The sequence below is a fragment of the Roseibium algae genome (genome assembly GCF_037783265.1).
Taxonomy (GTDB): Bacteria; Pseudomonadota; Alphaproteobacteria; order Rhizobiales; family Stappiaceae; genus Roseibium; species Roseibium algae.
Genome location: NZ_JBAKIA010000007.1, coordinates 140,710 through 153,524, shown reverse-complemented (window position 1 = coordinate 153,524; position 12,815 = coordinate 140,710). Strand labels below are relative to the sequence as shown.

The window sequence follows — 12,815 nt, the reverse complement described above, 5'->3', positions numbered from 1 at the left end:
CTCTTCAAGAGATGGACATTTTCTGCAAATCAACGAGACGGCCAATGCCTGTCTTGGCCAGGCCGAGAAGCTGGCCAAACTCTTCTTCAGAGAATGGCGCGCCTTCTGCGGTTCCTTGGATCTCCACAATTCCGCCAGAACCAGTCATGACAAAGTTGGAATCCGTTTGCGCGTTGCTGTCTTCAGCGTAATCAAGATCCAGCACCGGTGTGCCGTTGTAAATGCCGCAGGAAATCGCGGCAATGTGGTCTTTAAGGACCTGCTTCTTAACCATTTCGCGCGCGCGCATCCATTCGATGCAGTCCCGCAAGGCAACCCAGGCACCTGTGATCGCGGCAGTGCGTGTTCCGCCATCGGCCTGGATGACGTCGCAGTCCACCGAAATCTGGCATTCGCCCAAAGCTTCCAGATCAACAACCGCCCGCAAGGACCGGCCGATCAGCCGCTGAATTTCCTGAGTCCGGCCCGACTGCTTGCCAACACTTGCCTCACGACGCATCCGGTCTCCGGTGGCCCGAGGCAACATGCCGTATTCTGCCGTCACCCAACCGCGTTGCTGGCCACGAAGCCACGGCGGAACCCGCTCTTCAAGACTGGCAGTGCATAGTACGTGCGTATCGCCGAACTTGACCAGACAAGATCCTTCAGCATGTTTGGAAACACTGCGTTCAAGAGTCACGGCACGAAGTTCATCGGCTGCACGTTTGGATGGACGCATCATGGGTTCCCTCAATCAATGGCCTCAAGCCATCAGTTTCAAACTTTCTGCCCGGTTTACCGCGCATGTTATCGGCCTTGTAGACCTTGAGGCCGGACAACGTAAAGGCCTGCTTGCCACCAGAGCGGTTTTTGCGGCTATATCTAGTCGTAGATCTTATGAAATTATTCCTCTCCCTTCCGGGTTAGGCAAACAAGGAGTGCCTTCGTTGAGCCTCAGCGACCTCGACAAACGTTCGCGGGAAATCTTCCGGTCCATCGTCGAATCCTATCTGGATACCGGCGAGCCGGTCGGATCACGCAATGTTTCGCGCGCGCTGGGCATGTCCCTGTCCCCGGCCTCGATCCGCAATGTCATGTCTGACCTTGAGCACATGGGCTTGCTGCATTCACCACACACCAGCGCCGGACGCTTGCCAACAGAAGTCGGCTTGCGGTTCTTCATCGACGCGCTGTTGGAAGTTGGCGATCTGAGTAAGGAAGAGCGTCAACAGATCGACGTTCAGGTTCGCGCATCCCAACAGGCCAACTCTGCAGAGCAGGTCCTGACGGAAGCGAGCCAGATGCTGTCCGGACTGTCCAGCGGGGCAGGAGTGGTTTTGACTCACAAGTCCGATATGCGGCTCAAACACATCGAATTTGTTCGCATCGAGCCTTTGAAGGCCTTGGCAATTCTTGTCGGTGAGGATGGTCAGGTGGAAAACCGTGTGGTCGACCTGCCCGCAGGCCTGCCGCCATCAGCGCTGGTGGAGGCGGGAAACTATCTAAATGCCCACCTGCAGGGACGCACCATAAACGAAGTCCGCAAGGAGCTGGAGCGGGTTCGCGATGTAGATCTGGCAGAACTCGATCTACTTAGCCAGAAGGTCGTGGATGCCGGGCTTGCGGTCTGGGGCGGAGATGCGATTCAAGAGCCAGGAACACTGATCGTACGCGGCCGCTCAAACCTTTTGACCGATCTGGAAGCATCGGATGATCTCGAACGGATCCGGCTTCTATTCGATGACCTGGAGAACAAGCGCGATGTCATCCAGTTGCTTGGCCTAGCTGAAAAGGGCGATGGCGTTCGAATTTTCATCGGCTCCGAAAATAACCTGTTCTCGCTCTCCGGATCTTCGCTCATTGTGTCCCCCTATCGCGACAGCAACCAGAGGATCGTCGGCGTACTGGGGATTATCGGCCCAACCAGACTGAATTATGCCCGCGTGATCCCAATGGTCGACTATACGGCAAAGCTGATCAGTCGGATTTTGAAGTGATGGCAGTGGCGCTTCCCAACCGTTCATCGCATCACTCCATTTGAAATCATTCCTTGAACTTTCGCAAAGCGGACAGACCCATATGCTTACGCCTGCCGAACTTGAACGCTACGCACGTCACATCGTCATGCAAGAAATAGGTGGACCAGGGCAGCAAAAGCTGAAAGCCGCCCGCGTTCTCGTGATTGGAGCCGGTGGTTTGGGCGCACCTCTTCTGCAGTATCTGGCGGCAGCTGGCGTTGGAACCATCGGGATCATTGATGATGACTGCGTTGATTTGTCCAATCTACAGCGTCAGGTCATCCATGACACCGGTCAACTTGGAGAACCCAAAGTCGCCAGCGCTGCCGAAGCCATCGCCCGCCTCAATCCAAACGTCAAAGTAAACCTCTATCCGACCCGTATTGGCGGTCACAACGCCATGCAGTTAATCTCCAATTACGACTTGGTCGCTGACGGTTCTGACAATTTCGCAACACGCTATCTCGTCTCAGACGCTTGCTTTTTTGCGCAAAGGCCGCTGATTACGGCAGCTGTTGGCCAGTTTGACGGATCAATCACAACTCTTCGTCCATTTGAGAGAGATTCTGAGGGCAATCCGCATCCAACCTATAGATGCCTGTTTCCGGACCGTCCGCGAGACGGCCTGTTGCCAACCTGTACCGAGGCAGGGGTTCTGGGTGCGCTGACCGGCATTATCGGATCCATGCAGGCTATGGAAGTGATCAAGGAAATCACCGGCGCAGGCGAAGGCCTCGTCGGACGGTTGATGATGTTTGATGCTAGGGCCTTCCGAATGGAAACCATCCGCTACAAGCGCTCAAGAAAAAACCCCCTCCACGGCGATACTCCGAAGACATGGGCAAACATGCTGGAAGAAGCCTGATCCAGCGTAAGCAAATTCTGTACTGAATAAAAAAAGGCCGCAGAAAATACTGCGGCCTTTCATAATTCTCACATCAAACGATGGATCAGTTCGGCTTTGCCGGCTGCTGTTCCATGTTCTGACGGTAGAGCTGAGCAAAATCAATTGGATCAAGCAGGAGCGGTGGGAAGCCACCATTGCGCGTTGCTTCAGCCAGAATGTTGCGCGCGAATGGAAAAATCATGCGCGGGCATTCGATCATCACAAACGGGTGCATGTGCTCATCCGGAACACCAGTGATGCGGAACAAGCCAGCATAGACCAGCTCAACGTTGAACATCACCATGTCCGGACGCTCTGCCTTGGCGTTCAGGGTAAGGACAACTTCAAACTGTCCTTCACCAACTGGCTGAGCATTCACGTTCACATTGATGTCGAGCTTAGGCTGTTCGCCCTGCTGCAGTGAACCTGGTGCATTCGGATTTTCAAACGAGAGATCCTTGATGTACTGACCAAGGATATTCATGCCCGGTGCGGCGGGCGCTGTTCCTGCCTGCGGCTGTGCGCCGGCGTCATTCGTATCGCTCATCGTATCTCAATTCCGTTTCGCGGTGCTTTTCAGGACAGCCATTCGCGATAATGAACAGCATCAGGCTGGGCGGCCCGCTTTACACCACACAACCTATCTGTGCCGGTGGCTACCATTTAGGGCCGCAGCACACAAGGGCTTCGGCCTTGCCAAGGACCAGAATCCGATTCAAAACTGGCAGATGATTGATCTTCCAAAAACCAATGCAACCCGCCCGAACCGACGCCTGAGGCTTGATACACTGGTCCGTCTTCGCTGGCTGGCAGTCGGCGGGCAGACCGCAGCGCTACTAGTTGTGCATGTCGGATTTGGCTATCCTTTGCCAGTTGGACCTGCTTTCGCCCTGGTCGCGCTATCTGCCTGGCTAAACATCATCTTGAAAATTCGCTCACCTGCATCACTCAGACTCTCGGAAAGTGCGGCCACACTTCAACTGAGCTATGATATTTTGCAGATGAGCGGCCTGCTGTTCCTAACAGGGGGCCTCGACAATCCCTTCGCCTTCCTGCTGATTGCACCGGTGATGGTATCTGCAACGGCCCTTTCGGCACGCAAGACAATCACCCTCGGTACATTGGCAACTTTATGCGCCACTGTTCTGGCGGTCCTTCATTTGCCGCTGCCCTGGTCAAACAGCCCGGAATTCGCGCTGCCAGCGATTTACTCCATCGGAACCTGGATTGCGCTCGTATCCACGCTCGGTTTCATGGCCATCTACGCTTTTCGTGTCGCCGAGGAGGCCCGCCAGCTGGCGGACGCCCTTACCGCAACCGAACTGGTTCTGGCTAAAGAGCAGCATCTCAATGCCCTGGACGGCCTGGCAACGGCTGCGGCCCACGAACTGGGCACACCCTTGGCAACAATCTTCCTGGCTGCAAAAGAACTGAGCGACGAGTTCGACAAGGATGATCCACGCGCTGAAGATATAAGCCTGATACGATCTCAGTCTGAGCGGTGCCGGGACATCTTGCGCAAGCTGACAAGCCTGTCGAGCGATGAAGACACCATGTTTCAGAACATGAAGATATCTCAGCTTCTGGAAGACGTTATCGACCCACACCGCGGCTTTGGCGTCGACATTACCGTGTCGGCATCGGGAAAAGGCCCTGAACCTGTTGGGTCGAGAAATGCCGCCATCCGATATGGCCTGGGTAATTTGCTGGAGAATGCAGTCGATTTTGCCAACAGCCGGGTCGAGGTGACTGCGGTATGGGATGAAAAAACTGTCAGCATTTCCATTCGTGATGACGGACCAGGTTTTGCATTGGAAATCCTTGCAAAGATTGGTGACCCTTATGTCTCGGTCCGCAGCGGCAAAACCGCACGCAGTGACACCGGAGGAGGATTAGGGCTTGGCTTTTTCATTGCCAAAACACTACTGGAACGCACCAAGGCCAAGCTTTTCCTCGAAAATCGTGCTCCCCCAGATCATGGCGCACATATACGAGTCACCTGGTCTCGTGCGGCAATTGAGTCGCTGGGGCATATGGACGGGCAAGATTTTTCCTTGCATAAGAACTGAAATAGGGAAGTTGGATCTGCTGCCGGCCGCCAGTAAACCAAAACGGAAATGCAGACGTAGGATAGAGAAACAGGATCCTGACCATGACCGACTTACTGCCGGATCTGGAAGCTGCTGCTGACAAGAGCCTTTTGATTGTCGATGATGACAAGGCTTTTCAGCAACGCCTCGCGCGAGCTATGGAAAAGCGCGGCTTTGAAACCGAAACTGCCGACGGTGTGAAAGATGCTGTCGCGAAGGTTGGTCTCAAAGCCCCTGCCTTTGCTATTGTCGACATGCGTTTGGAAGATGGTAGCGGGCTGGATGTGATTTCAGCCATCCATCAAAAACGACCCAATTCTCGTGCAATTATTCTGACAGGCTATGGAAACATCGCCACGGCTGTTACGGCCGTTAAACTCGGCGCAGTTGATTATCTGGCCAAGCCAGCCGATCCGGACGATATCCTGGCAGCCCTTTCCCGCAAAAGCTCAGACAAGGCACCACCACCAGAAAACCCTATGTCTGCAGACAGGGTTCGATGGGAGCATATCCAGCGTGTTTATGAGCTGTGTGATCGCAACGTATCGGAAACGGCTCGGCGCTTGAGCATGCACCGGCGTACGCTACAACGGATACTTGCAAAGCGCGCGCCTCGATAGCGAGTATGTCGGCGGCATTTTTCAAAGCTTTACTTGCCCTTTTCCCTCTGTTTTGAGTAACGTGCCGAACTTATAACATGACCTGTTCCTGACATCTTACGGAGACTGCCCATGCCGCTTTCGGCTGTCGGCCCTTCCCGTCTATTTCTTACGGGCCTTGCGAGTGCATTTCTGCTGAGCGCGCTTCATACCGCAATGGCACAAACGCCACCGGAAACACTCAGAATTAACGTTGAGCCGGCCAAGCCCGGGATCCGGTCTGTTACCATTAACAAGAAGTACCGGCCGATCATTAGTCGGGACGACGAAGGTGTTGTGATCGATACGCTGGGCAGCGCGTCACAGCTGCCGCCGTGCGCATCAGAACTTGCAGTCACACTGGAAAACAGCCGCGTCCTCTATCGGAGCGCTGATCTGTGTTCTGGCGGAACCCTTGTGGTCGATGTCACGACGGATGGCAAACCGGGGAAAGCGAGAGTGATCGGCGGGACATCAGGGGCCGTTTCAGCCCAAAGCTCGACTGCACTGACACCGGCCACGACAAGTCGCCCGAGCACAACCTTGCCAAAACCGACGGAAACACTTTCCAACACTCAGCAGACAATAACGGCCCCAAACGCGGCAGGCTCACAGGATAACGGGCTTTTCAAGCCACTTGAGCAGGTCAATATCGACGGAACTTCAAACAATTCCCCTGACCTTACTGGGCAACAGGGTACATTCGGCAATCTGAACGGCTCACAAAACGGCGTTGATATCGCAAGATCTGAAACCCGGATTTGGAGCACGCGCACCAACGGCGTCGGCCTTGGGGCGCGTATGGATCTTATGCATGGTGTTCCTGAAACGGACGACAGTGATTTCATCTCGGCCTGTCGCACTCAATCTGGCGAAGCAACCATCGTCTTCAGCCAAACTTCGGCCTCCACAGCCGAAGGGATTACAGAGCCGGTTCAAATCACAGCAGGTGACTTTTCCGCGACATACACAGCAATCGGCGGCAGCACAAACAACCAGTATGGGCAATCCTTTCCACAAATCGCCCTGCCGTTGACGGACCCACTCTGGCAGGCGATGATTTCGCAGTCGGTTCTGACCATCCAGATCCAGGGTGCGCCCGCATACGCTGTGTCGCTGAAGGGCAGTGCAAAGCCAATACGGCTCTTTGCAGCAACTTGCGCGTTGCCTCAACAAATTCTCGGGCAGAATGATTTGTCTGGCGCTGGCGGTGCAAGTGTAGTCGCCGATTCAGATGTTTCGTGCGGTCAGGCTGGCCGCATCCAGTCCATGGATGGAAATCGACCTGGTCAAATCGTGTTCCGCAACACAAGCCGGGAAGCAGTTGACGTAAACTGGATTGATTACAATGGCGGAGAGCGGGTCTATGCCCGCCTGGAACCAGGTCAGATCCTCGAACAACAGACTTATGTATCCCACGCCTGGATGGTACGCAGCATGCGTGGTCAATGCCTTGGCATCTACGCCATTCGCTCTCCCTACAGGGAAGTGAACATCACGAACGGCGCTCCACCCGTGGCCCCCCAACAATCCTTCGGCTTCCCACAAGAAACCAGACCAGCAGGTCCGGTCCCACCGGGTTCAATCGGCGGAATGAACGCCCCTTCCTTTGAGAGCCGCAGCTCAGCCTCGATGTCACCCAACGGACGCATTGCAGATTATCTTTGCACAGCAGGCGTGGACCTTCAGGTGACGTTCGCAACAGATGGTTCAACAGCCACGGTTGCTGAAATGGGCCAGGGTGTTGTTACACTGCCGCGTCAGGGTGGAGCATCGAGCTTCCAGTATGCTGGGCAGGGGTTCGCCCTCAAAGGACAGCTTCAGAATGCGACATGGACACGCCCGGGCCTTCGAGATGTGTTCTGCGCAATGCGCTGATGTGAAAATACGCAACGCATTGCACGCCCAATTCAATTTGTCAGGGCTGCTGAAAACGCATATCGAATCAGTTCTTACTCACTTCTGATTTCCAGAATGAGACAGACAAGAGTCGAAGATTTCTCAAAGTTTTCACAAATGACGCTAGAATAATTCCGAAAATTTAATTCAGCTGCACTCCAATATTATTTTATATTACTTGATGCACCGCACCAAGTAATTGAATTTAATAGAACTTCCAATTTCAATGACATATCCAGGCAATCTTCGGTACATAAACATTTAAGTTATTCGTATTTATCCTTACGGCAACTCTAGTTGGATGGAAAATCGAAATGAACTTTACCCGCCTTCCCGTTGTCTGGAAGATTGCCATACCAGTTGCCACGATTTTCGCTTTCACGGTCATTCTTGGCTACACTAGCCTGACCTCTCTTTACAGCTCTATGCTGAAAGAACGAATTACGACAATCGAGCACATTGCAACCACGGCACAGAACATCGCAGCATCGTTCCATGCCAAACAGGTTGCTGGAGAGCTGACTCAAGATGAAGCTCAGGCCCTGGCGAAAGACGCCATTGGCGCAATGCAATATGAAGGCGATAACTATGTCTTTGTCTTTGATTACGACGCAGTGGCTCTGGTTCATGCCAATCAGAAGCTTATCGGCCAAAACCTGAGTTCACTGAAAGACTCCAATGGCGTTCCGGTTATTACAGGCCTCGTCGCTCAGGCAAAAGCTGGCGGCGGTGAGTTGCTCTACCAATGGCCACGCGCTGGTGGTGACGTGCCAATAGACAAATACAGCTGGGCTGAAGGTTTTGCGCCTTGGAACTGGATGATTGGCACGGGTGTGTATGTCGATGATCTGAAATCGGCCTATTGGAATCAGGCTCTAATTATTATTTTCATCGCAGCAGTCGGTGCAGCCATAGCATTTGCAATCGCGTATATTTCGATCAAAAGCATTGCCTCGCCTCTTTCCGCCTTGACCGGCAATATGAAGAGCCTGGCCGAAGGTGACTGTAGCATTAGTGTTTCAGGTGCAAATCGCGGCGATGAAATTGGTCAAATGGCAGCCGCTATGGAGGTCTTCGTCGAAAACGAACGAAGCCGGAAAGCCCTGGAAAACGATCAACGCTCAACGCGGGAGGCAGCCGCTCAGCGCGGCGAGGAGATCCAGAGCCTGTGTGGCGACTTCGACAGTAGCGTCATGGAAATGATGGATGTCATCGAAACATCGGTTCATAGCCTTCAAAATGCCTCTACAGAAATGGCAGATGGCGCATCGCACACGAATAAGCAGACAGGCCTCGTCTCTTCAGCCTCTTCTCAGGCTGCGCATAATGTGGAAACCGTGGCGGCGGCGGCGGAAGAACTGTCTGCTTCGGTCAACGAAATCCGTCGCCAGGTCCAGTCTTCCAGCGCGATTGCTGCCAAGGCTGCTGCAGAGGCAAGCTCAACCAACGAGCGTATGAATGGCCTGTCAGGTGCCGCCGGGCGTATCGGTGAAGTCGTTACCCTCATTCAGGCAATCGCCGAGCAAACCAATCTGCTCGCCCTGAATGCGACTATTGAGGCCGCCCGTGCTGGTGAAGCGGGTAAAGGATTTGCGGTTGTAGCCTCGGAGGTTAAAGAGCTCGCGACTCAGACTTCCAAGGCGACGGAAGAAATTTCCAGCCAGATTTCGGCAATTCAGGGTGAGACACAACAGGCTGCTAATGCGATTTCCTCGGTTACCGAGATCATCAATCAGATGAATGAAATTGCCAGCTCGATTTCCTCCGCTGTTGAAGAGCAGGGCGCCGCGACACAGGAGATCGCTGTCAATGCAACTGAGGCCTCCCGCAGCACGATTGAAGTGACCACCAATATCGAAAACGTCTCTCTGGCAGCCGAGAACACCAAATCGACGGCTGAAACTGTCGATGCATCGGCCCGCGATCTGGAAGACAACGCAAACCTCCTCAAACAGACCGTCTCCGGTTTCCTATCGGAAGTACGAAAGAGATCTGCAGCCTAAGCTTCAAAATAGCCCGAAATAAAAAACCGCAGAACATAAGTTCTGCGGTTTTTTCATGGCTCAAAAGCCAAATTCAGATTTTGCGAAGAGCAACCTTGGCAATCTTGTGACTGGCATCCTTGGTCAGGATCAGATCAGCCCGTGGGCGTGTCGGCAGGATGTTATCCTGCAGGTTCAACAAGTTAATTTCATTCCAGATCTTATGGGCCGTTTCGAGCGCTTCGGCGTCGTTAATCCGCGAATATTTATGGAAGTAGGACCCAGGATCCCGAAAAGCTGTTTCGCGCAGCCGCATGAAACGCTCCACATACCAGCCAAGCAACAGGCTCTCGTCAGCATCAATATAGACTGAGAAATCGAAGAAATCGGACACGAACGGAACAGCTCGACCATCTTTGGGCAACTCACGCGTTTGAAGCACGTTGAGGCCTTCGACAATCAGAATATCCGGATTGTCCACCGTAACCGTGTGCCCTAGCATAACGTCGTAATAAAAGTGAGAGTAGACCGGCGCACGCACATTACGCCGCCCAGCCTTGATATCAGAGAGGAATTTCAAAAGCCTAGGTCGATCGAAGCTTTCCGGAAACCCCTTCTTCTGCATCAGGCCTTCAGATTCCAGAACCGCATTGGGATAGAGGAAGCCGTCGGTGGTCACCAGATCAACCTTGGGGCTTGCCGGCCACCGTGTCAAAAGCTCCCGAAGCACACGAGACGTTGTAGATTTGCCAACCGAAACCGATCCGGCAACGCCAATGATAAAAGGCGTCTTGCCATCTCGAATACCCAGGAAATCCTGAGTTGCCTGATGAAGCCCGACAGTTGCCTCCGCATAAAAAGCGAGCAGGCGGGAAAGCGGAAGGTAGATTTTCTCGACTTGCTCGATGGACATCGGATCATTCAGACCCTGCAACTGAGCAACTTCCGCGCCCGTCAGCGTCATCGGCGTATCAGCTCGCAAGCGCGCCCATTCACGCTCTGTGAAGACGCGGTAAGGGGAAAGATCCATGTCCCGTTTCAATTCGATTTTCTGATCCATACCCTTAGCAACCCCTGCTGCAAAAGATCGATAACCCACTTGGGCTGCCTAGTCTTGCAGTCTGGAGGCTTTTTCCTCCAGGCCGGTCTGGCCGGTTCGTCTTGCCAATTCCTCCATGACGTCCTCAAGCGCAACATCCGCAACCTTGAGAACAACAAGAAGGTGATAAAGGACGTCTGCGGCTTCGCCCGTCAATTCGTCCCGGTCCTGTTGAACAGCTGCAATCGCCGCTTCAACTGCCTCTTCTCCCAGCTTTTGAGCACATTTGGCAACGCCCTTGCCGATCAGTTTGCGCGTGTAGGACATTTCATCGTTGCTGTCGGCGCGCTTTGCGATGATTGCGTCCAGATCAGCAAGTGTAAATTTCGTCATTGGTTTAGTCTTTCCGCCGAGACATCGGCATTGACCCGAATCACCCGAAGCACGGCAAATCCCGTATCAGTCATCCAACCTCATCGGCACACCAGAGGCATTCATATGCGCTTTGGCTTCATGAATGGTGTGCTCACCAAAATGGAAAATGGAGGCTGCCAACACAGCCGTTGCATGACCGTCGCGAATGCCTTCAACCATATGATCAAGAGTACCAACACCGCCAGATGCGATCACCGGAACAGGCACAGCATCGGCAATAGCCCGTGTCAGGGCAATGTTATAACCAGACTTTGTGCCATCCCTGTCCATAGAGGTCACGAGAAGTTCACCAGCACCCAGTCCGACAACATTCCTGGCAAATTCAACCGCATCAATGCCCGTCGCGTTGCGCCCACCATGGGTAAAGATCTCAAACCGATCCGGCTCGTCCTCAGCGTTGACCTGCTTGGCATCGATGGACACCACAATGCACTGCGCGCCGAATTTCTCAGCCGCTTCACGCACGAAATCCGGGTTTGTCACTGCTGCAGTGTTGATCGAGACTTTGTCGGCGCCTGCAATCAGCAATTTGCGAATGTCCTCGACTGTTCGCACGCCGCCGCCAACCGTCACCGGCATAAAGCAGGCCTCCGCTGTCCGGCGCACAACATCATAAATCGTATCGCGACCTTCGTGGCTTGCAGTGATGTCGAGAAAGCAAAGCTCATCCGCTCCGGCAGCGTCATAGGCTTTGGCGGCTTCCACCGGATCGCCAGCATCGATCAAATCGACAAAATTCACGCCTTTGACGACACGTCCATCCTTCACGTCGAGACAGGGAATAACGCGAGCTTTCAGTGTCATGACGCTTCCTTGCGCGCAGATTTAATCAAGGCCATGGCTTCTTGTGGGTCCAAGCGGCCATCATAAAGCGCACGTCCGGAGATGGCACCTTCCAAAATAGCGCACTCAGGCAGAAGCAATTGCTTCACATCCTCGATGGACGCTAACCCGCCAGATGCAATCACCGGAATAGAGACTGCGTTGGCCAGTTCCAGCGTCGAAGGCATATTAAGCCCCTTCAGGATGCCATCGCGATCAATGTCCGTGTAGATAATCGCAGAAACGCCTGCATCTTCAAAACGCTTTGCCAGATCGACAGCGGTCAACTCAGAGGTCTCAGCCCAGCCTTCTACAGCGACATAACCACCCTTGGCGTCGATGCCGACAGCGATCTTGCCCGGGAACCGGCGACAGGCTTCCTTCACCAACTCCGGATTACGAACAGCGACAGTCCCTAAAATAACGCGGCTAATGCCCTTTTCGAGCCAGGCTTCAATATGCTCCAGCGTGCGAATGCCGCCGCCAAGCTGAACAGGGTTCTTCGTCGAGGCCAGAATGGAATCCACCGCTGCACCATTGACGCTTTCACCGGCGAAGGCCCCATTCAGATCCACCACATGCAGCCACTCAAACCCTTGACCCTCAAAGGTCTTTGCCTGGGAACCGGGATTGTCATTGAAAACCGTTGCCTGCTCCATGTCACCGAGCTTCAGGCGCACGCACTGACCGTCTTTCAAATCGATGGCGGGAAACAGGATCATATCGTCTTAACTTCCTTCAACGATGACGATTTCGCCATCGGCACATTGCTGACGGATCTTTACCGCGTCCTGATATTCTGGGGAATTATAACAATCGACAGCATGTTGGAAGCTTGGAAATTCGATGACGACATTCCGCGCCCGGCCAGGTCCTTCAATCGCATCGGTTTTGCCGCCACGTGCAAGAAAATTGGCCCCAAACCGCTGAAAGGCTGGTTTCGCGGTTTCAACATAGGCTGGATATCCGTCCGCATCCCGAACATCCACGCGCGCAATCCAATAGCCTTTTGCCATTATAAGTTTCC

Annotated in this window: 13 protein-coding genes; 6 read left to right on the top strand and 7 right to left on the bottom strand. The window is 53.7% G+C overall.

Features of this window, described 5'->3' with window-relative positions; translation table 11 throughout:
• Nucleotides 1-4 precede the first annotated feature (4 nt).
• Entirely contained in the window at nt 5-718 is a 714-nt protein-coding gene (gene rph / locus V6575_RS12925; RefSeq protein ID WP_340274920.1) for a ribonuclease PH, read from the bottom strand.
• A gap of 208 nt (nt 719-926) precedes the next feature.
• Here rph and hrcA point away from each other — a divergent pair, with 208 nt between their 5' ends.
• Nucleotides 927-1,976 (top strand): heat-inducible transcriptional repressor HrcA, encoded by a 1,050-nt coding sequence (hrcA, locus tag V6575_RS12920; protein ID WP_340274831.1) that lies wholly within the window; start codon nt 927-929, stop codon nt 1,974-1,976.
• Between the two features lie 82 nt (nt 1,977-2,058).
• Nucleotides 2,059-2,862 carry a HesA/MoeB/ThiF family protein gene (locus tag V6575_RS12915; protein ID WP_340274830.1) on the top strand — a complete coding sequence of 268 codons (804 nt, stop codon included), beginning with the start codon at nt 2,059-2,061 and terminating at the stop codon, nt 2,860-2,862.
• Nucleotides 2,863-2,947: 85 nt separating this feature from the next.
• Here V6575_RS12915 and secB read toward each other — a convergent pair whose 3' ends face one another.
• The gene (secB, locus tag V6575_RS12910; protein WP_340274829.1) at nt 2,948-3,430 is read right to left on the bottom strand and encodes a protein-export chaperone SecB; all 483 of its coding nucleotides are present in this window, start codon (nt 3,428-3,430) and stop codon (nt 2,948-2,950) included.
• Nucleotides 3,431-3,611: 181 nt separating this feature from the next.
• Here secB and V6575_RS12905 point away from each other — a divergent pair, with 181 nt between their 5' ends.
• The 4 genes from V6575_RS12905 (at nt 3,612) to V6575_RS12890 (ending at nt 9,513) form a co-directional block, all read left to right on the top strand.
• A complete protein-coding gene (locus tag V6575_RS12905; protein WP_340274828.1) occupies nt 3,612-4,952 on the top strand; it encodes an ActS/PrrB/RegB family redox-sensitive histidine kinase in 1,341 nt (446 codons plus the stop codon).
• 83 nt (nt 4,953-5,035) lie between these two features.
• Complete coding sequence (locus V6575_RS12900) at nt 5,036-5,593, top strand: ActR/PrrA/RegA family redox response regulator transcription factor (RefSeq protein WP_340274827.1); 558 nt, start codon at nt 5,036-5,038, stop codon at nt 5,591-5,593.
• Between the two features lie 111 nt (nt 5,594-5,704).
• Nucleotides 5,705-7,489 (top strand): VHL beta domain-containing protein, encoded by a 1,785-nt coding sequence (locus V6575_RS12895; protein ID WP_340274825.1) that lies wholly within the window; start codon nt 5,705-5,707, stop codon nt 7,487-7,489.
• A gap of 335 nt (nt 7,490-7,824) precedes the next feature.
• Entirely contained in the window at nt 7,825-9,513 is a 1,689-nt protein-coding gene (locus tag V6575_RS12890) for a methyl-accepting chemotaxis protein (protein WP_340274823.1), read from the top strand.
• 73 nt (nt 9,514-9,586) lie between these two features.
• On the opposite strand, the gene coaA is transcribed toward V6575_RS12890, so the two are convergent.
• The 5 genes from coaA to V6575_RS12865 all read right to left on the bottom strand — a co-directional run bounded on the left by coaA (nt 9,587) and on the right by V6575_RS12865 (nt 12,804).
• Nucleotides 9,587-10,552 (bottom strand): type I pantothenate kinase, encoded by a 966-nt coding sequence (coaA, locus tag V6575_RS12885; RefSeq protein ID WP_340274821.1) that lies wholly within the window; start codon nt 10,550-10,552, stop codon nt 9,587-9,589.
• Nucleotides 10,553-10,600: 48 nt separating this feature from the next.
• Nucleotides 10,601-10,924: a phosphoribosyl-ATP diphosphatase gene (locus V6575_RS12880; RefSeq protein WP_340274819.1), complete on the bottom strand. Its 324-nt coding sequence runs from the start codon at nt 10,922-10,924 to the stop codon at nt 10,601-10,603.
• Nucleotides 10,925-10,990: 66 nt separating this feature from the next.
• Nucleotides 10,991-11,770: an imidazole glycerol phosphate synthase subunit HisF gene (hisF, locus tag V6575_RS12875; protein WP_340274818.1), complete on the bottom strand. Its 780-nt coding sequence runs from the start codon at nt 11,768-11,770 to the stop codon at nt 10,991-10,993.
• Nucleotides 11,767-12,510: a 1-(5-phosphoribosyl)-5-[(5-phosphoribosylamino)methylideneamino]imidazole-4-carboxamide isomerase gene (hisA, locus tag V6575_RS12870; protein ID WP_340274817.1), complete on the bottom strand. Its 744-nt coding sequence runs from the start codon at nt 12,508-12,510 to the stop codon at nt 11,767-11,769. Before hisA ends, hisF begins: the two co-directional genes overlap by 4 nt.
• Nucleotides 12,511-12,516: 6 nt before the next feature.
• On the bottom strand, nt 12,517-12,804 hold the full coding sequence (locus tag V6575_RS12865) for a DUF1330 domain-containing protein (RefSeq protein ID WP_340274816.1): 288 nt from the start codon (nt 12,802-12,804) through the stop codon (nt 12,517-12,519).
• Nucleotides 12,805-12,815: the final 11 nt, after the last annotated feature.